At 46.7% G+C, this 22,686-nt stretch carries 18 protein-coding genes; 9 read left to right on the forward strand and 9 right to left on the reverse strand.

The genetic code is table 11. The features are described 5' to 3' along the window. Positions 1 to 221 precede the first annotated feature (221 nt). On the forward strand, positions 222 to 2,999 hold the full coding sequence (locus QUA50_RS11545) for an amino acid adenylation domain-containing protein (protein WP_333264196.1): 2,778 nt from the start codon (positions 222 to 224) through the stop codon (positions 2,997 to 2,999). A 235-nt stretch (positions 3,000 to 3,234) separates the two neighbouring features. Here the strand turns inward: QUA50_RS11545 and QUA50_RS11550 are convergent, their stop codons facing one another. Further along, a complete protein-coding gene (locus QUA50_RS11550) occupies positions 3,235 to 4,239 on the reverse strand; it encodes a phosphoribulokinase (RefSeq protein WP_333056675.1) in 1,005 nt (334 codons plus the stop codon). 707 nt (positions 4,240 to 4,946) lie between these two features. Here QUA50_RS11550 and petH point away from each other — a divergent pair. The 4 genes from petH (at position 4,947) to QUA50_RS11570 (ending at position 10,086) form a co-directional block, all read left to right on the forward strand. Beyond that, positions 4,947 to 6,152, forward strand: coding sequence for a ferredoxin--NADP reductase (gene petH / locus QUA50_RS11555; RefSeq protein ID WP_333264193.1), 1,206 nt, complete (start codon positions 4,947 to 4,949; stop codon positions 6,150 to 6,152). 145 nt (positions 6,153 to 6,297) lie between these two features. Next, positions 6,298 to 7,095, forward strand: coding sequence for a Uma2 family endonuclease (locus QUA50_RS11560; RefSeq protein WP_333264191.1), 798 nt, complete (start codon positions 6,298 to 6,300; stop codon positions 7,093 to 7,095). A 135-nt stretch (positions 7,096 to 7,230) separates the two neighbouring features. Beyond that, positions 7,231 to 8,547: a homoserine dehydrogenase gene (locus QUA50_RS11565; RefSeq protein ID WP_333264187.1), complete on the forward strand. Its 1,317-nt coding sequence runs from the start codon at positions 7,231 to 7,233 to the stop codon at positions 8,545 to 8,547. A 687-nt stretch (positions 8,548 to 9,234) separates the two neighbouring features. Then, complete coding sequence (locus QUA50_RS11570; RefSeq protein ID WP_333264185.1) at positions 9,235 to 10,086, forward strand: alpha/beta hydrolase; 852 nt, start codon at positions 9,235 to 9,237, stop codon at positions 10,084 to 10,086. Positions 10,087 to 10,278: 192 nt separating this feature from the next. On the opposite strand, the gene QUA50_RS11575 is transcribed toward QUA50_RS11570, so the two are convergent. After that, complete coding sequence (locus QUA50_RS11575; protein ID WP_333264182.1) at positions 10,279 to 11,163, reverse strand: PhzF family phenazine biosynthesis protein; 885 nt, start codon at positions 11,161 to 11,163, stop codon at positions 10,279 to 10,281. 92 nt (positions 11,164 to 11,255) lie between these two features. Here QUA50_RS11575 and QUA50_RS11580 point away from each other — a divergent pair, with 92 nt between their 5' ends. Beyond that, on the forward strand, positions 11,256 to 11,810 hold the full coding sequence (locus tag QUA50_RS11580; RefSeq protein ID WP_333264179.1) for a Uma2 family endonuclease: 555 nt from the start codon (positions 11,256 to 11,258) through the stop codon (positions 11,808 to 11,810). Positions 11,811 to 12,007: 197 nt separating this feature from the next. On the opposite strand, the gene trpE is transcribed toward QUA50_RS11580, so the two are convergent. From trpE to QUA50_RS11615, 7 genes are all read right to left on the reverse strand, one after another. Then, positions 12,008 to 13,588 carry an anthranilate synthase component I gene (gene trpE / locus QUA50_RS11585; protein WP_333264176.1) on the reverse strand — a complete coding sequence of 527 codons (1,581 nt, stop codon included), beginning with the start codon at positions 13,586 to 13,588 and terminating at the stop codon, positions 12,008 to 12,010. 20 nt (positions 13,589 to 13,608) lie between these two features. Continuing rightward, complete coding sequence (locus QUA50_RS11590) at positions 13,609 to 14,469, reverse strand: GNAT family N-acetyltransferase (RefSeq protein WP_333264174.1); 861 nt, start codon at positions 14,467 to 14,469, stop codon at positions 13,609 to 13,611. A gap of 164 nt (positions 14,470 to 14,633) precedes the next feature. Next, positions 14,634 to 15,059 (reverse strand): photosystem I reaction center subunit II PsaD, encoded by a 426-nt coding sequence (locus QUA50_RS11595; RefSeq protein WP_333264172.1) that lies wholly within the window; start codon positions 15,057 to 15,059, stop codon positions 14,634 to 14,636. A gap of 404 nt (positions 15,060 to 15,463) precedes the next feature. Then, the gene (locus QUA50_RS11600; protein WP_333264169.1) at positions 15,464 to 15,964 is read right to left on the reverse strand and encodes a peptidoglycan-binding protein; all 501 of its coding nucleotides are present in this window, start codon (positions 15,962 to 15,964) and stop codon (positions 15,464 to 15,466) included. A 1,112-nt stretch (positions 15,965 to 17,076) separates the two neighbouring features. Beyond that, positions 17,077 to 19,068, reverse strand: coding sequence for a DICT sensory domain-containing protein (locus QUA50_RS11605; RefSeq protein ID WP_333264166.1), 1,992 nt, complete (start codon positions 19,066 to 19,068; stop codon positions 17,077 to 17,079). 474 nt (positions 19,069 to 19,542) lie between these two features. After that, complete coding sequence (locus tag QUA50_RS11610; RefSeq protein WP_333264164.1) at positions 19,543 to 19,854, reverse strand: DUF2973 domain-containing protein; 312 nt, start codon at positions 19,852 to 19,854, stop codon at positions 19,543 to 19,545. Between the two features lie 158 nt (positions 19,855 to 20,012). Beyond that, positions 20,013 to 20,342, reverse strand: a complete 330-nt coding sequence (locus QUA50_RS11615) for a DUF2605 domain-containing protein (RefSeq protein ID WP_333264163.1) — start codon at positions 20,340 to 20,342, stop codon at positions 20,013 to 20,015. Positions 20,343 to 20,464: 122 nt separating this feature from the next. On the opposite strand from QUA50_RS11615, the gene QUA50_RS11620 reads away from it, so the two are divergent. From QUA50_RS11620 to thrS, 3 genes are read left to right on the forward strand one after another with little or no spacing between them, the layout of a single operon-like run. Continuing rightward, positions 20,465 to 20,602, forward strand: a complete 138-nt coding sequence (locus QUA50_RS11620; protein ID WP_333401526.1) for a hypothetical protein — start codon at positions 20,465 to 20,467, stop codon at positions 20,600 to 20,602. 8 nt (positions 20,603 to 20,610) lie between these two features. After that, on the forward strand, positions 20,611 to 20,760 hold the full coding sequence (locus QUA50_RS11625) for a hypothetical protein (RefSeq protein WP_333264161.1): 150 nt from the start codon (positions 20,611 to 20,613) through the stop codon (positions 20,758 to 20,760). After that, the gene (gene thrS, locus QUA50_RS11630; protein ID WP_333264158.1) at positions 20,753 to 22,582 is read left to right on the forward strand and encodes a threonine--tRNA ligase; all 1,830 of its coding nucleotides are present in this window, start codon (positions 20,753 to 20,755) and stop codon (positions 22,580 to 22,582) included. The genes QUA50_RS11625 and thrS overlap by 8 nt, the downstream gene beginning before the upstream one ends. The last annotated feature ends 104 nt before the right edge of the window (positions 22,583 to 22,686 follow it).

Raw genomic sequence — 22,686 nt, forward strand, 5'->3', positions numbered from 1 at the left:
ACAACTTCCGTTCCCCAAAAGCGCATTGATTCGCGCCACCATATTCAGATAAACCTGGCAACTGTGATAGATTGGTTCGACGCAGTATTACTGCACTGCTGCAGTTTCGACACTGCACAACAAGCAGTCCACAAAAAGCTGTGAGCTGGATGAATGCGGGAGAAGGAATTGCCGACAGGATGCCATCTCTTAAGCTCGCTTGCCCTACTTAAATCACAAATATGATCGACTCTCAAGATTTTTTGACGAGTGGTGATGGGTACTTACCCAACAACGAAACTGATGCGCTAAAAACTACCCGCGATGTCTGTGTTGATGTTCCATTATACAGTCACGATATTTCCTCTGTTGAGGACTCTCAAGTCGATTTAACTAGATCGGACTATGTGAGTATTCATCAATGGTTTGAAGCACAGGTTAAGCAGACTCCTGATGCGATCGCCCTGTCATTTCAAGGGCAAGAATTAACCTACAATGCCTTAAATCAACGCGCAAACCAGCTCGCCCATTACCTTCAAGCACTAGGAGTGCAACCGGATGAACTGATTGCTATCTCTATGAATCGCTGCATGGAAATGGTGATTTGCTTTTTGGGGGTGATGAAGGCTGGGGCGGCTTATGTGCCGATCGACCCAGACTATCCCCACGAGCGTCGAGCGTACCAGTTACAAGACGCCGCTGTGCGATTCATTTTGATTCAACAGCATCTGGTTGAATTTTTGCCCGAACACAATGCTCGCGTCATTTGTCCAGATACAGACTGGCACGATATCGCGCCATACAGCACTGAAAATTTGTCTCGGATGACAACGCCGGAGCATTTGGCTTACGTTATTTACACCTCTGGTTCGACGGGAAATCCCAAGGGTGTAATGATTGCTCACCGGGGCATGATTCACCACAGTTTCGCGATCGCACAGGCATTTAATCTTGGATTGGGCGATCGGGTACTTCAATTCTCTAGCATGAGCTTTGACACCATCATTGCGGAAGTTTTTCCATCCTTGGTAAGCGGTGCAACAATCGTGCTGCGAACGGAAGACTGTATTAGCTCAACCCGCCAATTCCTGGAATTTATTCAGCAAGAACGCATTACTATTGTCCACTTGCCAACTGCTTTTTGGCATGGCCTCGTCAGCGGACTCTCATTGCTTGGCGTTCCCATGTCCCCAGATGTGAGATTGGTGGTTGTGGGCGGAGAAAAAGCCTCTCGCGCTCTGTATGGTGAATGGCGACAATTGGTTGGGGAATATCCTCGTTGGCTCAATGCCTATGGGCCGACTGAAACGACAGTGACGGCCACCATTTTTGACCCGATCGCTGAAGATTACGATCTCAGTAGTGAAGCAGACATTCCGATCGGTCGTCCTCTTCCCAACAGCCAAATTTACATTCTGGATGAAAACCTAAATCTGGTGCCAGATGGCGAGATTGGAGAACTGTATATTGGCGGCCCAGGGCTGGCGAGGGGATATCTCAATTTGGCAGAACGCACTGCAAGTAATTTTGTTGCTAATCCATTTAGCGATCGACCTTACGACAAACTTTACAGAACAGGGGATACTGCCCGCTATTTACCAAATGGAACGTTGGAGTTTATTGGTCGCATCGATTTTCAAGTAAAAATTCGAGGTTTTCGGATTGAGTTACTAGAGATTGAAACCTATTTGGAACAGTACCCATCCGTGCAACAAGGTATAGTTTTGGCACGGGAAGATGTACCCGGTGAAAAGCGCTTAGTGGCATATATCATTCCGAAGCACGGAGAACCAATTCAGGTATCTGCATTGCGTAGTTTTCTACAAACAAAGCTACCGGCATACATGATTCCGGCAGCGTTTGTAGTGATGGAGAGCTTCCCCATGACCCCAAATGGTAAAGTCGATCGCCGTGCATTTCCAGAACCGCAGGTTGTCGATCTGGTTCAGTACGGTGAAGTTGTGTTGCCCGCTGATGTACTAGAAACTCAACTTCTCCATATTTGGGAGCAGGTACTCAATATTAAGCCGATCGGTACTGCGGATAATTTCATGGATTTAGGCGGTACATCCCTGCTAGCAGCTCGCTTAGCTGACAAAATTGACGAAAAGTTCCAGCAGAGTTTGCCACTATCGATTATCTTCCAAGCCCCAACCATCAAACAATTAGCCGACATTCTACGTCAAGGGAATATCCCCAACCACAGCCTTTCCTTAGTTGAGATTCAACCGAAGGGTTCTGTGCCACCACTATTTCTGTTTGAAGGAGTGTCTGTTTATTATCCGTTAATTCCATATTTGGGGCGAGAGCGGCCGATATATGCCTTAATTACTCTTGTTAAAGATCGCATGAATGGACCACTCAATAAGGTTGAGGCGATCGCAGACTATTACATCAATGAACTCGTGAAGGTGCAACCAGAAGGCCCCTATTATTTTGCTGGTTTGTCCTTTGGAGGTATTGTTGCTTTTGAGGTAGCTCAAAAATTGGCAGCTAAAGGACAGAAAACAGCGTTATTGGTGATGTTTGATTCCATGTTGCCCTCTGCCTACAAGCCCGTACCCATTCAGCAGCGGCTGCGCTTCCATACCAAAAAAATTGCTAAGCAGGGTATAGGTTACATCGTCCGTAGTGTCGTCGATAAAATAATCACACTTACAAACCCAATGACAATGCCGGCCCGCAAGACGATCGGGCGATACTTTAAGCCGAAAGAACCTACAGAGTCAATGTCTTACATCACAGACTATTTGATGACAGAGAAGATAATTCAGCAAGCAGAACGAGCTTACGTGCCAAAACCCTATGCTGGCAAAGTAGTTATGTTTAGAGCGCTGGATTCTGAAGATAGCCAAAGTGTCAATCTCGATCCGGATCTAGGCTGGAAACCTTATCTCAAAGACAATCTGACCATTTACGACGTACCTGGAGACCATCTAGGTATTTTACAGGAACCCAATGTCGGGGCGATCGGCAACCGAATCAAGCTATTGCTTGAAGAGGTAATGGTGCAGCAGTAAAGTTTTTGGCATTCTTAATCGATATTCAAACAGGGTTGCATCGAATTATTGCGGTTATCAGAAAGATGAGGTACAACTAGAACGACCCTCAACCGAGCCGGAAAAACCTTCTTAACCTCTCTACATCCAAACACCCTCTCCTAACTCTTCTCTGCGCCCTCTGCGCCCTCTGCGGTTCATTTTCCCACAAAAAAAGAGGCGCAATTGCGCCTCTCAAATCTTTCATGTCTGCGTTCTAAACACTCATAGCCACTTTCGCTTCTTTTGCAGTCAACTTCTCGTAAGTCGCCCGCATCTTCAATCCGACCAATACTTGGAACAAACCAGTTCCATTGTTGGAACCAGGATATTCGCGGTGCTGGAGCAACAGGTGAGTTAACTCGCCTTCATACTTCGCCGAAGTTTTGCTCAAATGGCTTTCGATGTAAATAACTTCTTCGAGATTCTCGAATTGACCATCTACTTCTAAAATCGAGACTTCGTGACCGTAGAAAGCATCGGGCCCGTAGTACATTTTAATTCCGGGATAGGAACAAGTCAGCTTGCGGCCGCAAGGAACCCAGTTAATTGTTGAACCTTCGTCAAACAAATACGCAGGCTCAAAATTGGCGATGCCTTCGCGCTGGATCATTTGCACGCGCAGAACTTTCCGCTCCTTGTCATCTTTGATCAAGTTGGTCGGCAACACTTGAATTACCACATCAGCATATTGCTTTTGCGGGTCGATGTAGGCTGTAAAATCCGGTTTGCGAGCATTGATCGCAAACAGCACGTCTTCGTAACGGTGGCCCCGTTCCGCCATGTCGCGCTGGATTTTCCAAGCAATTTTTACTTCGTCGCTGATGTCGAGGTAGACGCTGAAGTCCAGGAGCGATCGAACTCGCTCGTCGTACAGCGGATGCAGCCCCTCAATCACAATCACGTGATTCGGCTCAACCCTTTCCGGCGGGTCGATCATACCGGTTTCGTGGTTGTAAATCGGCTTGTCGATCGCGTGACCTTCTTTGAGCGCCTTCATTTGCTCGGCCATCAGGTCAAAATTGTTCGCTCTGGGGTCAAGGGCTGTAATCCCTGTTTCCTTGCGCTGCTTGCGATCGAGACTGTGATAGTCGTCAAGGCAGATTACAGTCACGAAATCTTCCCCGAACAAATCTGTCAATCGGCGCAAAAAAGTAGATTTTCCGCATCCGGAATCTCCGGCAACGCCAATTAAAACCACGCGATCCGGCTTACTGGTCATAGTTTCCCTCTAACAAAATCACTGTTTACTAACTAACTCAAGTCTAGATTCCACAAAATTTCAGCCCGCAGGTAGCGGCAAGCAGGCTTTGTGCTGCTGTGCTACCCCGAGACGATCGAGTTCTCACCAGCATACAGCAGTGAGTTGACTGCCTGCCCGGGAAGACCCAAGCAATCTTCAAGGCAAGTAATTAATACTAACTTTAGCGGTTAATCTTACCAGAATGCGTCGGCCCCCTACAAGCTCAACCTCAATCGATTTTAGATTTTAGATTTTAGATTTTAGATTTTAGATTGGAGAATTAACGCCGTCAGTCAGCAGACGTGCAGGCATAAATCCAGAACCTTATAGCTGGCTGCTGTCGGTCAATAGAAGCTATTTTTGCCCCGATGCCCCTACTCCATCCCCGACTGCCGATCGAAATGACTTATCGGGGCAGATCCCCCGATCGGGTAAAATATTGGCAGTACGCAGACAACAATAGCTATAGGTCAACAGCCGAACGCAAAGCGGGCTCGGTGAGCGCGGCGTTCGGCTAGTAGGGATTTGATACGCGAGCGATCGCAACTTCAACCTTCCCGCCCGCGTGGCGAGGCCCCAAAATTGGCGAGGCCAATTAGTCCCGATGGCCTTAAGAAAAAAGTAAATTGAGTCTAACGTCACATTCTCTTTCTTTATAACTCTGTATCGTGAAGGAAAATCAACCAATGTACAGCCCAAGCATATCTGGTGTGGCGGCCAACTCAGAATCAGGCAGCCGCATCTTTGTTTACGAAGTGGAGGGTATGCGTCAGAGCCAAGCAACTGACCAAACAAGTAACCCGATTCGCCGTAGCGGCAGCGTATTTATCTCCGTGCCCTACGATCGCATGAATCAGGAAATGCGCCGGATTGCTCGGATGGGTGGAAGAATTGTCAGCATCCGCCCCTCAAACAGCGCTCCCGAAACAAATGGCAAAGTCGCACCAGAAGCAGGGCTACAGAGTCAGAAATCTGGAGAAGAAACTAAGCCCATGACTCAAGCCAAGGAAAAAGTTCAGGTTCCTGTCAACCTCTACAAGCCGGCCAATCCCTATATTGGTAAGTGCATTTCTACAGAAGAATTAGTCAGAGAAGGCGGCGACGGCACAGTTCGCCACGTCACCTTCGACATTTCTGGAGGCAATTTGCACTATCTCGAAGGTCAAAGTATCGGGATTATTCCTGATGGCACGGATAAAAACGGCAAACCTCACAAAATTCGGCTTTACTCGATCGCCTCCACCCGTCACGGCGACCACCTCGACGACAAAACAGTCTCGCTGTGCGTCCGCCGCCTAGAGTACAAAAGCCCAGAGACTGGCGAACAAGTGTTCGGCGTTTGTTCGACTTTTCTCACCGGTTTGCAACCGGGAGATGATGTCAAAATCACCGGCCCCGTAGGCAAGGAAATGCTGTTGCCCGACGACGAAGAAGCCACCATTATTATGATGGGTACCGGTACAGGTATTGCTCCTTTCCGGGCTTATTTGTGGCGGATGTTTAAAGAAAATAACCCCGATTACAAATTCAGAGGTTTAGCTTGGCTGTTCTTTGGAGTTGCTTACACTCCCAACATTCTCTATAAGGAAGAGTTGGAGCAATTGCAGCGCGAGTTCCCCGATAATTTCCGCTTGACTTATGCCATCAGCCGCGAGCAAAAGAATGTTGACGGCGGCAAGATGTACATTCAAAACCGGATTCAAGAGAACGCAGACCAATTGTGGGAATTGGTTCAAAAGCCAAATACTCACACTTATATCTGCGGTTTGAAGGGTATGGAAGGCGGAATTGATGAGGGAATGTCTGCCGCGGCTGGCAAGCACGGTGTTGACTGGGCTGGCTATCAGAAACAGTTGAAGAAAGAACACCGTTGGCACGTTGAAACTTATTAATGTGTTACCTGATTTAATCTGATTTGTAGGGTGGGCTGAGCTCGCCCTACAATTGTTTTAAACAGTTTTTAGTCTTGAGGGGCTGGTTCACCCAATACAAGTGTAAAATATACAGTAAGCTCACCGAAAAAGGGAGAGAACTGACATGGTTATAACTTCTAATCAAAAACTCACCTTTGAAGAATATCTGAACTATCAGGGAGAATCAGGTGTTTGTTATGAATTATATCGGGGCACTCTAATCGAAATTCCAACACCTACAGGAATTCACATTAAAATTTGTCAATTTTTAGTTTATCAGTTCCGCCGCTTCTTTGCAGCACACAACCTACCGCTAGTTGCAGTTGTCACTACCGCAGTCCGAACCGAGGAAAACTCTTCCCGCGTTCCTGATGTGGTGATTTGCACTCGGAGTTTGTGGGAACAAGTCTGTGCGAATCCTGGTTCCGCAGTGCTAGACTTTGAAGAAAAACCGCTGTTAGTTATCGAAGTTACCAGTCAAAATTGGCGGGACGACTACATTCGCAAACGGGCAGAATATGACTTAATTGACATCCCCGAATATTGGATTGTAGACCCCAATCGACCGAAAATACGAGTATGCAGCCGCCCGGAAAATGAAGGCAGTTATTCTCATCAGGATTTTTTTTCGGGACAGCAAGTTCAGTCCGTACAGTTTGCTGAATTTATTTTATCGGTGGATCAAGTGCTATCTCCGCCGCTAGTAGAAGATTTAATTCGAGAAGAAGAAGCACAGCGACAACAGCTAGGACAGCAAAATCAGCAGCTAGGACAGCAAAATCAGGAACTAGAACAGCAAAATCAGCAGCTAGAACAGCAAAATCAGCAGCTAGAACAGCAAGCTAATGCAGAACGCCAGCGGGCCGAAAGATTGGCGCAGCGGCTGCGAGAAATGGAGGCAGACATGGATGCAGAGCTTTGAATTGTAATATAAAATCCGGTTAATTAGTTATGCAGAGCCCCTACTTCTTAAAGAAGTAGGGGCTCTGGGTATTCTGCCAATACGCGGTTATCATACAATGATTCTAGATGAAGTGAGTTTCAACGGGTCAAAGTCGTGGCTTTCAAAATTGGTTTGTTAGGTTTGGGTACAGTTGGCGCGGGAACAGCAGAGATTTTGCTATCCCCAGACGGCCGCCATCCGCTGTTGCAGGAATTGGAAATCTATCGGGTGGGAGTGCGCGATATTTCTCGAACTCGGTCTTTACAATTGCCAGAAAATGTGCTGACAACTGACCTAGAAGCGATCGCAACTGACCCGGAAATTGATATTGTAGTAGAACTGATTGGCGGATTGGAACCGGCGCGATCGCTCATTTTACAGGCTATTGCCAGCGGCAAGCACGTCGTCACTGCCAACAAAGCAGTTATCGCCCGCTACGGTAATGAAATCTTCGAGGCCGCAAACAAAAAAGGCGTTTACGTAATGCTAGAAGCTGCTGTCGGCGGCGGCATTCCAGTCATTCAAAGCCTCAAACAATCTTTAGGTGCAAACCGCATTAAAAGTGTGACCGGCATCGTCAACGGCACAACTAATTACATCCTGACGCGGATGCAAACAGAAGGCGCCGACTTTGCCGAAGTGCTCGCCGACGCCCAGCAATTAGGTTATGCTGAAGCTGACCCCACAGCAGATGTAGATGGATTAGATGCGGCCGATAAAATTGCTATTTTAGCCTCGCTAGCTTTTGGCGGACGCATCAAATTAGCAGATGTTCACTGCGAAGGTATCAGAAAAGTTAGTGCGGCTGATATTGACTACGCCGACAAGCTGGGATTTGTGATTAAATTGTTGGCTATTGCTCGAGAAACCTCCCGCTACAATGGCAAGCAAGCTGAGGGAGAAAGCGAACTGCTGTCAATTCGAGTGCATCCTACTTTTGTGCCGAAAACTCATCCGCTGGCGAGTGTCAACGGGGTTTACAATGCAATTTTAGTCGAAGGAGAGCCGATCGGGCAATTGATGCTGTACGGGCGCGGCGCCGGTGCGGGCCCCACAGCTAGCGCCGTAGTATCCGACATTATGAATGTCGCGGCCATCCTGAAAACCGAAACTGTTCCGATTCCCCATCCTTTGCTGAGTTGCAGTCACCAACATTACTGCAAAATTGCTTCGATGCAGGAACTTGTTACTCGCTTTTACGCCCGTTTTCTGACGCGCGATACTCCGGGGGTAATTGGCCAACTCGGCACTTGTTTCGGCAATCACAAAGTTAGTTTGGAATCAGTTGTGCAAACGGGAATTCACGGCGATTTAGCAGAAATTGTCGTCGTGACTCACGATGTTAGGGAAGGGAATTTTCAACAAGCACTCGATGAAATTCGCGCGATGGAAGCAGTCGATAGTATTGCTAGCACGTTGCGAGTTTTGTAAAAGTGATTTGCTAGGGGCGGGTTTCAGATAGAATTATTTCTAATAATTGACAATCTCTAAAACCCGCCCCAACCCAAGCATAAATCAGAATATACCGGGTGCTTGTAGGGGCGGGTTCACAAACAATAATTGCCTGCAACAAACAATGTCGAAAACCCGCCCGAACCGAACCATAAATCAGAATGTACCGGGCGGTTGTAGGGGCGGGTTCACAAACAATAATTGCCTGCAACAAACAATCTCGAAAACCCGCCCGAACCCAACCATAAATCATCACGTACATTTGCCGATGCGATGTACCGGGTGCTTGTAGGGGCGGGTTCACAAACAATAATTGCCTGCAACAAACAATCTCGAAAACCCGCCCGAACCGAACCATAAATCATCACGTACATTTTCCGATGCAATGCACCGGGTGCTTGTAGGGGGAGGTTCACAAACAATAATTGCCTGAAACAAACAATGTCGAAAACCCGCCCGAACCGAACCATAAATCATCACGTACATTTTCCGATGCGATGCAAATTTTGGGTTGACGTAGGTTATCGGCGGTGGGGGGCGGGTTTATCTAGATTGTCGGTAATCGTTAGATATGGTTGGTGAACCCGCCCCTACCAAATCTGGGTAAAGGTATTTTGCAAAAATACCGGGTTTTCCCCCCACAAGCAGTTAAAAATGAGATTTGGGATGAAAATAACAAAATCTGATTTTGTCGATCGCCAAACGGGAAGGCACTTGCTAGATTCCCTGTATGAAAAGTTTGCCAAACCCCAACTGCACGATACTTTTAAACCCAATAATCCTTCAATTTACATTCGGCACGGGGAAGGGCAAGTTATTGATGGAAATTATATCATAGGAAAAGTGTTTGAAGACTCTCGGACGGGTTTTTATGCTGAAAGTCGCGTTCCCATTTCTGGCAATAACCCCCCTGTTTTAGTGATTCGCGGCTACGGTTCTTGGTATCCTTTCGAGCGGGTTTTGGAAGATACGCCAGATGTATTTATGGCAAAACTAGAACGCCAGTTAAAATCGGCGCAAACTGTGGGTGCTATTGATTGGATAAAGCAGCAATTTCACAGCGGGAATCCGCCCGATGTCATCGGAGAAAGTTTGGGCGGCAAAGTTGCTCAGCAAATAGCCGCAAAATACCCGGATTATATTAGATCCACTGTAGTTTTTAATTCTTTGGGCGTTTCGGAAAAGTTAGCTAAAACTTCCACCGCTAACAATGTTTTCCACTACTTTACTTTAGGCGAAAGGTATGCTTTCTGGGCAAATGAAGGCGATTACATACCGGGAACGATTTTTGTGATTTCCCAGAAGGGTAACAACTGTTGTTATAAAATCGAGGAGGCGATCGTCCGAATGGCGCGTTTTGAAGGCAAGTTTCTCAAAAGGCGCGCGATTGTGGCAATATTGGCTCAGTTGCTGTTGCTAAACAGACACAATGCGATCGTCCTCAACAAACGGCGGCCAGTAGTCGTTGAGATCGATCGCACTCAATTGCAAGTTTTCCGAAAAAAGCGCTTTGTTTAAACTCAGACAGAATGGCTTCAGGCCGCAGATGGCTGGTTTTCCCGCGCTGCGACTGCAGGAAGCAGACAAAGTGTTGCGATCGCTATTAGCAAAATTGTAACATCTGAATCGCCAAACAAACATCTAAATCTAGCTGTACATATCTGCGTATATCTGCGTGCATCTGCGGTTAATAATTCTCTCTTAAAAATTCTACACAAATTCTCCCTTAGCAACCATCACCACCTTACCACCCACCAAAACTGCTATTTCCCCGTCATTTTGGGCGGCTTGTAACAACAGCAAAGAAGGTCGATCGATTTCATAACCCTGCTCAACTCTGACATCAATCTTTGCTGACCCATAATAAGCGTATTCTACCAAATATCCAGCCAAACAGCCGTTAGCACTGCCAGTCGCCGGATCTTCTGGAATTCCTAATGAATGGGCAAAAACTCGCACGCTTAAATCATTAGGGTCGCTGTAAGTTTCTGGGCAAAATATCAAAATTTCTTTCGCTGACCTTGTATCAACTAGCTCAAAATATTTATCTAAGTTGACTTGAGCTTTTTTGAGCGATCCGAGAGTTTTTAATGGAACAATAATAAACGGCACTCCGGTCGAAACTTCTTGAATTGGGAATCTCGAATCAATTTCATCTGGTTCTAAATTCAGAACATTTGCCAGACTTTCGGCTGATAAAACTTGACCAAAACTAGGCGGGTTTTGTCGCATCCACAAAATATCTGCCGATTCATTGTGATAATTAAAAGTAACTGGAATTTGACCGACGGCTAGATTGAGAATTACTCGATCGACCTTTTCGCGAATCATCTCTTGCTGCAACACAAACGCAGTCCCCAAAGTCGGATGACCGGCAAAGGGCAATTCCTTCTTGGGCGTGAATATCCGCACGTCATAGCCGCCATCTCGCGGATCGGGCGATCGAATAAACGTAGTTTCTGAATAATTGATTTCCCTCGCTATCAGCAGCATTTGGGCCTCAGATAGTTCGGCAACTCCCGCACCGCAAAATACAGCTAGTTGATTGCCAGCATACTTTGACTCGGCAAACACGTCAACTATATAAAAATTCATAATTATGCCTTTGATAAAAGTCAATAACTGATATTTTACATCGATCGCAAGACAGCCGTTAAAATAACAATAAAAACATAGGAGTAATCGCCGTGAGCGTCACGACTGTAAAATGGACGGTTGCAGACTACCACCGCATCATTGCAGCCGGCATTCTGGAAGGGCGAAACGTTGAATTAATAGGTGGAGAAATAATCGAAATGGCTCCCGAAGGAGAATCTCATGCTTACTCTAGCGATGAGGCTGGAGAGTACCTAATTTATTTGCTGGGCGATCGGGCTAAAATCCGCCAAGGTAAACCGATTATCTTGCCGCCAAGCAACTCCGAGCCACAACCCGATATCGCTGTAATTCAACGTTTGGGACAAGATTACCGAGAACATCATCCCTATCCAGAAAACATCTTTTGGCTGATAGAATACTCGGATCGTACTCTGAGCAAAGACTTGGGAATCAAGAGCAAGATTTATGCGGAAGCCGGCATTTCTGAGTATTGGGTTGTCAATTTGCGAACTAGGGAATTAATAGTATTTCGAGAGCCTACCAATGAAGGATATCAATCGAGACAAACTCTGACTCAGGGTAATATTAATCCGCTGGCATTTCCTGATGTTGCAGTTTCGGTCACTCGAATATTAGGGGCTTAGGTAAATTTTTCTTGTTACCAGGCTCTGCCTGGTAACACAGATCCAGAGGCGGAGCCTCACTATTTCAAACAGCGAATTTCTTGTTACCAGGCTCTGCCTGGTAACACAGATCCAGAGGCGGAGCCTCACTATTTCAAACAGCGAATTTCTTGTTACCAGGCTCTGCCTGGTAACACAGATCCAGAGGCGGAGCCTCACTATTTCAAACAGCGAATTGCCTCCAACATTCCCCTGGCTTTATTGAGCGTTTCCTCATATTCCATATCCGGGTTAGAATCAGCCACCAAACCAGCACCTGCTTGCACAGAAACCGAATGTTTGTCACCATCTAAAGAACGAACAACCATAGTCCGAATTGCGATCGCACTATTCAATTGCCCCTCAAAATCATAATACCCGTAAACCCCAGAATACGGCCCCCGGCGACAACCTTCCAACTCGTGCACAATCTCCATCGCCCGAATCTTCGGAGCACCGCTAACCGTACCCGCCGGAAAACCAGCTTTCAACAAATCCCAAGCTGTCTTATCCTGGGCCAATTCTCCCACCACATTGCTCACAATGTGCATGACGTGAGAATAACGCTCAATTTCCATTAATTCGTCAACTTTTACAGTACCGTTTCGGCAAACTCTGCCTAAATCGTTCCTGCCCAAATCTACTAACATGACGTGTTCCGCAATTTCCTTCGGATCTTGCAGCAATTCAGCAGCCAAATCATCATCTTCTTGAGGAGTTTTACCCCGACGGCGAGTGCCGGCAATCGGCCGCAAAGTTGCTATCTTTTTGCCATCAGCAGTATTTTCCGCCTTCACCATAATTTCGGGACTCGAACCGATAATCTGCCAATCTCCGAAATGAAAATAAGCCATGTACGGAGAAGGATTAATCAGACGCAAAGAGCGGTAAAGTGCAAAAGAATCGCCGCTGTATTCAGCCTCTAGTCGCTGCGAAATAACTACTTGAAAAATATCTCCTGCTTTGATATAATCCTTAGCTTTTAAGACATTGGCACAATACTTTTCACGGCTAATATTGCTCGTGTAAGCCAATTCTGTATTCCCGGTTGTGGAACGGGCATCTTGCCCGTCCTTATCTCTTGTGGAACGGGCATCTTGCCCGTTATTGGGAGGTGTCCATTCTATGAGAGTAGATTGCCGGGAAAGCGGCGATTGCAGCTTCTGAACTAGCTTGCCAACGCGATCGCACGCTTGCTGATAAGCATCGGCCAAATCAACGCCAACCTCCCGCAAATCCGCATAGGCGACGGCCCAAATTTTCCGCTTCACCTGGTCGAAAATCAGCAAATTATCAACCTGCATCCACAACCCATCCGGCAAATCATTCTCGCTGGCTGGATGGACGGGAACTCGCGGTTCTATCCACTTAATTAACTCGTAACCCCAAAAACCAAATAACCCGCCAATTCCCGGCGGTAACTGCGGCAATTTTACCGGTTGATAAGACTCCAAACATTCAGTTAAAGCCGCAAACGGATCGCCTGTAAATACTTTTTCGGAACCGTCACGGTAAACTTGAGTTGTACGAGATCCCTTAGCCTCCAAAATCCACAGCGGATCGCACCCTAAGAAACTATAACGCCCGAGTTTTTCCCCACCTTCGACAGACTCCAGCAGAAAACTGTAAGGTTGACCCGCACAAACCCGATACCACGCAGACACCGGCGTATCCAAATCAGCAACCCATTCTTGATACACGGGTACAAAATTGCCTTGTTTCGCCAGTTCCGAAAATTGTGAGAAATCGGGAAATATCATATACTAACTTCGCTATACAATCAATAAACAAAAGACGGAAAGCAACATCCCTCCGGCGACTGATACTCGCCAAGTGCCATCACCGCCATCGGCTTGAGGGCGCGCAGCCCCTCTTGCAAGCACCAGCGAAACAAACTTGCGTAACGCACCGGCAAGTGGAAAGAAACCTGTGCTTCGGAACTGTACGCAACCGCCCCCAACAGTAAAGCCTCCATATCCGCCTCAGTTTCTGCGACGCTGTGGCTCAAAGCCGACACCGCACAAGTATAAGCCACAATCCGACCTTGTTTGCAAGCAACGAAGGGAGAAAAGAAATTCACGGCGTCTTCAATCTCCGAAATTCGATCGCACCTGTATAATTTCTTGCACAAAGCGGCACATTCACCAACATCCTCACTAGCCATCGGGCGCACCTCAAACCCATGCGGAGGCTGGCTGCGAAACTTCCCTTCCATTAACACGAAGGGTTCCTTTACCTCAAAACCCAAAGAAGCGTACAGCGACAGCGCAGCCAGATTAAAAGATTCCTGAACCAAACGGATACCCACAGCGTCCTGTCCGCGTTCCAGCAAAGCTTTCATGATTTCCCGTCCCGCGCCGCGGCCTTGAAAAGTTCGATCGACACCGACAGGCCCGATACCGCGAATCGGGTTGCGTTCGTCCATAAACCCGCAGCCGACAACCGCACCGGAGCTCTCGGCTACTATGCCAAAAAACAACGGACTTTCGATCAGAAGACCAATAATTTCAGTTGAAAACTCCAGCGTCGGAAAATCACTAGGGAATTGATGGCGATCGGAAATATCTTTAAAAGCTTCATAATTAATGCGAGCGCAAACATCGATATCAGAAGGCTGCGCTCGCCTGATTGCGACATTCATTTTTAATTTAACGATTAACTTTTAATTATATTTGAAGTTTGCAGTAGTATTTGGGCGCTGCGGGCTTAGCCTCCCGCGCCAGAATACTACTGCAAAAACAAGTTTACAAGCTGAGCATTTCGAGGCAATATTACCTATGTTTTGCTCAGCCATGCACTCATGGTCTAAGGATCGTAAGTTTTCTTACCGGTGAACTTGACCTTAATCGGATTGGGATTGCTGCCAATATTGCGGTCAATCTTACCGTTGTAGGGACGACCTTCGTTCACCTTTTCTGGGAACACGCCATCTTTAGGATGCAGGTACTCAGTAGAACCGTCGGGAAACACGCGGTAAATTTTGTAGTTCGAGATTTTGAATTTAGCCCGCAGTTGCTGGCCGCCCAAAGCGATGCACTGCTCCTTCCGGGGCAGATACAGCAGGTTGTCGCCTTGACGCATGATTGCAGCGCCGCCTGTAGGCATTTCAAACACCTGTTCCTTGGGGCTAGTCCAAGTGATCGCGTACTTCTCTTCAACTAGCGCCTTGGTCAGCAAGCCGCCGGTGCTGCCGCCGAAAAGAGGGGGTTGTCCAGTGAGTTCTTCTGCCATAAACATATCCAAAGGATTTTTACGGCATCGTATCATCATGAGGCGACACGGCTGTCGAAATTGTTAGGAAAGTTAACAGTTTTTGCACGCTCGATCTTTTCTGATAATTGATAATTAGTAATTAATATAGCTATTCTCAGGTAGATGAGGTATGACTGACAACTTAATATAACGGCTAAAAAAGAGGGCTCGCATCCCAACTACCTACCTCATTTACTCGATCGGGGCTATAATTGATAATTGGTAATTTCCACCAAAGTTAGAAAACAAAATTAGGCAGCACGAATCCCGAAAAAATAATCAAAAAAAAACAGCAATTATCCTGGTGCTTGTAGGGCACCAGAATAATCCCACATTCCCCCAATTTCCCCCATACACGATCGAATCAATTTACCGCGTCAACCCTAAGTCAAGAACCAATTAGGGTCATAGCCGCGGGGAATTTGGCTCAAAGCAGTCCAAGTTTCTCGATCGACAATCCCGTTAGCCTGAATCCCAAAGCTTTTTTGAAATGCGCGAACAGCTTTGTCCGTCAAAGTAGCAAAGTCGCCGTCAATTTTACCGCCATAATGCTGGGAAGTTTTGAGAACTTCCTGAACAGTAGCGACTGCTTCCCCAGAACTGCCGAATTTGAGTACCGGCATATTAACTGGAGCTCCAGTATAAAGCGCCTGCCAAGTCAGCGGCCCGACAATGCCGTCGGGCGACAAGAAAACCCGAAACTGAAACAGTTTCACAGAAAATTCAACGGCTTTGTTAAAAATTCCTTTAGCAGGGTGCCGGTAAAGGTGCAACTTGGTTAGCAGTTGTTCGAGTTCCAATACCGCTTTACCTTGAGAACCTAATTGTAGTTGTGGCTTTTTGGCTATAGGTGGAGTAGATTTCATCTGGGTTGTAAGTGTCATAATCGATTTTCCTAACCTCTAGGTTTGAGTATTCTTCTGGAAAAAAACTTTTTCCGGGCAAAATATTTGCATTCTCAACTTTTCACGAATCAACACTGGCATCGGCAGTGCCTCAACAGATTCGATCGGCTTTTACCATCTCACGACTTGCGGACAAGAGACTTATGCCATTTTATATCTTAGATTTTAGATTCGGCATGACTGATTACTACGGGGGTTTGCAGCTTACCTACAGTTTGATTCTTATTTTAAACTGGTATTAATTTTGGGCAGCCTCCCTAGGTATTCTGTCGCCCAACCGGGTTTAAGACGGCAAGCGCGTCCTGAATCTGCTTTGATACTTTCGATTTTAAAGCTGAAGACCGCGCGGCCACATCACCTTTAAGGCCTATCTCACAGGGTGAGGATTGAGGGTGAGAGAGGGTGTAGCAGCGGAGGCTGGTTCTGCCGTGAAAACTTTTCTGTGCTATCGTGTCTCGGTCGATCTATTAAGTCGATCGAGACTTGCCCGCTTAGACGCTCACAAACCCGGTTTTTTAACTTAGTTCCAAGGCTTTAAGCAACTATTTTCCTTGAAAAACCCAGTTTTTGCCAACGTCTTGTTAATTTAGGTCGCCCACGCCCTTAAAAAGAGTTGTTAGCTAAGGAATGAGAATTAAATAACTTCCACTCTTGAAAGTGGGATGGGCTCTTATAGCCCGTCATGAGTGGACGGGCTATAAGAGCTCATCCCACAATAACAATTAAAATTGTAAGTTATTTAATTCGCGATCCTAAGTAATGTCCCCAGCGTGCACCCTACAACGATAGTTGAGAAATAAGTAATATGCGCTGCGGCGCACCCTAGCCCTCTTCTGTCACTTTCGGTAGAGATGATTATCCTACTCCTATTCTAATTAAAGTAGGGTGCGTCGCCGCCCGAATTCTGATTATTTACCACTATCAATGAGCGACGCACCATACCGCTATACTCTCGCCCGAAGTGACAAAAGAGAGCTAGAGAATGTGGAACAGAGTTGGCGATAGGTATGCCGATTTAGGGTAAACCGAGAGGTAGTTTGCAGTAATCATTAATCAGTAATTAGTGATTAGTTAACTGTTATCAATTAAATCTAAACAGTGGGAATAGTAAAGTGAAATTCACTTCCTCGGTCTTTTCCTGCGGAATCTACCCAAATTTTACCGCCCCAGCCGGCAACAATCTGTTTGCAAATTGCCAATCCCAAACCGGTACCGCCGGCGCTGCGGCGCAGCGCTCCTTCTTCTTGATAAAATCGATCGAACACTACTTTTAAACTGTTCGCCTCTATTCCCCTCCCCGTATCGGCTACGAGCACTTCCACCATCCGAGAACCGTTGCATTTCGCTCTTATGGTCACCCTTCCTTGAGGTGTGGTAAATTTGCAAGCGTTGTCTAGCAGTTTGGAGAGCACCTCCACCAACCACTCTCCGTCTGCTTGCACTAAAGGCAATTCTGCGGACACTTCGGCGATAATTTCCGGTAACGGTCGATCGAGTCCGCCGCCCGCTCGCACGCTGCTGAGGGCCAAATCAACGCATTCTTGCAGCGTCAGCGATTCTACATTCCATTGAACTCGCCCGCTTTCTAAGTGAGAAAGAGTTAAAAAATCCTGCACGAGTTTCCGCATTCGATCGGCATCGCCGAGGGCTGTTTCTAACATGATTTGCCGCAATTCGGCGGGCATATCTGGTTCGGAACTCAAACTTTCCAAACACACTTGAATCGTAGAAAGAGGAGTGCGGAGTTCGTGTCCGGTGATGGCAATTAGATTGCTGCGAGTGCGGTCTAATGCTTCTAATTGTTGGTTGAGTTCTTCTAAATGAGCGTAGGTTTCTGCTTGAATTAAGGCTGCTCCGAGTTGGGTGGCGATCGCCTCTACTAAAGAAATTTCGTCTTCTTCCCAAGGCAAAACCGATCGGCACTGGTGCATTTCCACCATTCCCAAAACCCGCCCCTGATAAAGCACTGGCACCATTAACCAAGAGACAATTTGCCAATTTTTTACAGTTTTTTCCAGGAATTGTGTATTGACAATCAGCGGGTGTTGTGCTGTGTCTTGGATGTAAACTCGCTCTTGTCGCGCCACCGCGTCGATCCATATTTGATTTTCCTGCAACAGCCAAGTCTGATCCAGCAGGGAACTAGCACCCGGACGCAAAAACTCGCGATCGATTTTGACCGCCACATCTGTTGCCTTGCACCGATAAATCAAACATCGGCTTGCCGAGAGGGCAGTGCCGAGTTCTTGGACTGCGACTTCGACGATTTCTTGCGGGTTGAGAGACTGCCGCATTGCCGTGGTAATTAAGTTTACCAGGCGTTCTTTGCGTTCCTGAGCGGCGATCGCGCTGTATGCTTTGAGCAGTTTGTGCTGGCCTGCTTGCAAGTAGGTTACTAAGCGTTCGGTAAAAGCATCGCTCAATTTTGGATTGGGAATTTTTGAGTTTTTTCTCGTACTTATTTCGGGTTTGGCGGCTTTGGAAGTCGCGGATTTCCTCGTTTTTTTCGGTGTTTTGAGTTTGTAAGTCGTTCGCGCTCGATCGATCTTTTCGGCCAATTCCGGGCGATATTTGACAATTCTATCGAGCAACAATGCGGCCGCTTTGGAGCTTACCTCGCGATCGAACGTCCAAATTCCTTCAAATCTGCGAGCTTGATCCATTAACAGTTGCCCGCGATCTTCCTGGTTGTCGATCGGCACAATTTTTTCTTGACAAATCAGGCAAGTTGAGTAGTGTTGCCCCAGTACCACTAAATGCCACTCTTTACTTAATCCGTCCTCCGGTTGAAACGCCACAGTTTCGTGACACTCCGAGGAATTTTTAAAGTCAGTTTCCGGTGCAGCCAGCACGTATACCTGAGAGGAGCGTGAGGCAATTCGCCGGTAGCGGTGAGCTTCCTGGCGGTAGAAGCGCTCTCGCTGAAAGCTGGCAATGACTAGCGGTTCGTCGTCGGAACCCGCCAAAACTAAGTCTTCCATCGCGTGAGACAGGGCTGTCATGGAAGATTTGAAATAAATTTGTGCCCGCAGTTGGGGCAAAGCTTGCAGAAGTTCTGCCAGTAGCGAAATAGGGACGATCATCTAGCCTTAAACGTGCATTTTTGCCGATGACAAAACAGGATTGATAGGAGGTTTAGAGCGCTCCTTCTTCAGTATCTGATAGATTTACAGCACTTGGTAAGTAAAGTACAAAGAAATCGGTTTCGCTCTCCTGGGGTACCCCGGTGTTCGACCAAATTCGCTCCGCCGTGCCCGCCCAGATTCCTAGTTTCCCTGTACTTGAGTGTCAAACTATCCTCGCTCTATTGGATATAAGTGCCATAATTATCGCTTTTTGGCGAGCGATCTGGTTAATCGGTAATTAAACTTTAAAAAAGCGCAAATAATTAGCCATTAGTTAAAAACTAACGACCAATTATTTTGACGACAGATCCCAAGAAACCCGGTTTTTACCCACCATCTATGAATAAATCGGGCTTCTGAGACCTAGCTTGTAAGTCCTATATTTTTTTTGAGGCATCGCGCCTAAGTATAAATGCTGCGGCTGTGGTTGTCTTAGGCTAGTTCGCCCCCTTCGTCGTTGCCGCCCGGAGATGATTTGTAGAGAGCATCTAATTGTTCGCGGGCATCTTGGACAGTCAGCGAACGCATCACTAACAGCGGCTCATTAACTATGTTTCCGTATTCATCTAAAAGTTCTGGATGCGGTACCGATTGAGAGCGAGGATAGGATGCGTAGGGATTATTTGCCCTGAACTGTTGAGGGCGCTGGGACTCCATACCTACGGTAACTAAACTGCGGATTAAGTTACCGACTGCCAGAAAGGCAAGAACGGTAAAAGCTAAAATATAAAGCAGGTGCAACATTATCTTCTCCTCCGGGCTAAACAGCCACACAGCAATTTACAAAAGTGTTTCAGCAAGTAATAACTTATTAACTGGAAATCTGTTTGAGGTTGTCAAGTCAGTCGGCACATTTCCTCATGTTTGGGATTTGACTGCAAATTTAACTTGAACTCGCTTCCTTATTTTCCAGGGGGAGCTGATTGCAATGAGCGAAAGCGCGCCGATACTTGCCAGCATTCGGCGAGCAGTCTGTGCCACGGCATCAGTGCTGCTGTTTCAATCCCAACTTGACCTCCGGTTGCTTGAAATAGAGCTTTAGCTGCGCCTACTTCTTGCTGAGCCTGTTTGACTCGCGCCAGCAAGTCAGATTGATCTTCGTCGCCCAGAAAGGGAATTTCCTCAGTTTCTAAGAGCTTTGCCGAGCGAGCGAACCAGTAATTGAAATCCTCTAACAGCGGTTCCAGTAACGCTTTGAGCAATTCTGGCTCGGGCAAGTTGGAATTAAGCATGGATCAAAATTGGGTTATTTATCTATTATAGTCTTAGACGGTCTTTACAAATTGTAACATATTTCTAACAAAAATTTAATAATTTAACAACAATTAGCAGGTGGGTGTGAATAAATTAAACTATGCCAGCAGCGATTTTTGAGTCGAAATCCCCAAATTCTGCCAAATTAGTTCGCGAGCTCACGGTTGCTGAGAAAACGGGTTTTTTCATAGCAAGACGGGTGACAGCCCACCAAAATAGTAAAAAATCCGGTTTCTGAGAGTCGCAGTGCCGGACGCACTAAACGTTGCCACCATCAGGGCTGTTGCTGTAATTTCCCGGAGTGTGCCCCAGCCGGAAGTCGGCGCTTGCTGTCCCATTCTGAGTAAGATAGAAGCAACTGCCACTAAATTAATTGCTAATTCAGCCGATGTCTAGCTCAGAATCCATGTCCCCTCCAGAAGAGTCCGTTAAGATTGAGTTGCCCCGCACGAGTGAGTCGGAGTCACTAAAAAAAATTCGCCACACCACCTCCCACGTTATGGCGATGGCGGTGCAGAAGTTATTTCCCAAGGCGCAAGTGACCATTGGCCCTTGGATTGAAAACGGTTTCTATTATGACTTTGACACTCCCGAACCTTTTACGGAACAGGATTTAAAAGCCATTAAAAAAGAGATGATCAAAATCATCAACCGTAAATTGCCTGTAATTCGCGAAGAAGTCAGCCGCGAGGAAGCCCAACGCAGAATTAAGCAGATTAACGAACCTTACAAATTAGAAATTTTAGAAGGTTTGATCGAACCGATTACTCTTTACCATGTGGGCGAGGAATGGTGGGATTTGTGCGCCGGGCCTCACTTAGAAAATACCAGTGAATTGAATCCAAAGGCGATCGAACTCGAAAGCCTAGCAGGCGCTTACTGGCGCGGCGACGAAACCAAAGCTCAATTGCAGCGCATTTACGGCACTGCTTGGGAAACTCCCGAACAGCTAGCAGCATACAAACACCGCAAAGAAGAAGCATTAAGGCGCGATCACCGCAAACTTGGCAAAGAATTAGGCTTATTTATTTTTGCCGATCCGGTGGGCCCTGGTTTGCCTTTGTGGACGCCGAAAGGCACTGTTTTGAGAAGTATTTTAGAAGATTACTTGAAACAAGAACAAATCAAGCGCGGCTATTTGCAAGTTGTGACTCCGCACATTGCCAGAGTCGATTTGTTCAAAATTTCCGGCCACTGGCAGAAATATAAAGAAGATATGTTTCCGCTGATGGCAGAAGATGAGGAAGCCGCAGCAAACGAACAGGGTTTTGTGATGAAACCCATGAACTGCCCTTTTCACATTCAAATTTACAAAAGCGAATTGCGTTCCTATCGCGAATTACCGATGCGATTAGCGGAATTCGGCACAGTTTACCGCTACGAACAATCGGGAGAATTGGGCGGTTTAACGCGGGTGCGCGGCTTTACGGTGGATGATTCCCACTTATTTGTGACGCCGGAACAGTTGGATGCTGAATTCTTGAATGTGGTGGATTTGATTCTGTCAGTCTTCAAGAGTCTGCAACTGAAAAACTTTAAGGCGCGTTTGAGTTTCCGAGATCCGAACAATTTAGAGAAATACATCGGTTCCGATGAAGCTTGGGAAAAGGCTCAAGGTGCAATCCGCCGCGCGGTGGAAACTTTGGGCATGAATTATTTTGAGGGAATTGGGGAGGCGGCTTTTTACGGGCCGAAACTCGATTTCATTTTCCAAGATGTCTTGGATAGAGAATGGCAATTGGGAACTGTTCAGGTAGATTACAACTTGCCAGAACGTTTTGATTTGGAATACGTTGCTGAAGACGGCACTCGCAAGCGCCCGGTGATGATTCACCGCGCTCCTTTCGGTTCTTTGGAACGCTTGATCGGGATTTTGATCGAGCAGTATGCGGGCGATTTTCCGCTGTGGTTGGCGCCGATTCAGGTGCGGTTGTTGCCTGTCAGTGCGGAGTTTTTGCCGTTTGCGAAGGAAGTAGCGGCGAAGATGAAGGCGCTAAATATTCGCGCTGAAGCTGATGAGGATAGCGAGCGTTTGGGCAAGTTGATTCGCAATGCTGAGAAGGATAAAATTCCGGTGATGGGTGTTGTGGGTGCGAAGGAGGTTGAGGCGAATAGTTTGAATATTCGGACTCGGGCTTCTGGAGAGTTGGGGGCGATTTCGGTTGATGAGGTGATTGGGAGGTTGCAGGGGGCTATTAGCAGTTATGGGAATTTTTAGGAAATTTTAACCGCAGATGCACGCGGATTAACGCAGATGATATTTTGATATTGTCTGCGTTTTTCTAATCGATAGGCTAAAATCATATAATTAGGTAAATTAAC

The organism is Microcoleus sp. M2_D5 (assembly GCF_036701935.1).
In the GTDB taxonomy this organism is placed as follows: Bacteria; Cyanobacteriota; Cyanobacteriia; order Cyanobacteriales; family Microcoleaceae; genus Microcoleus.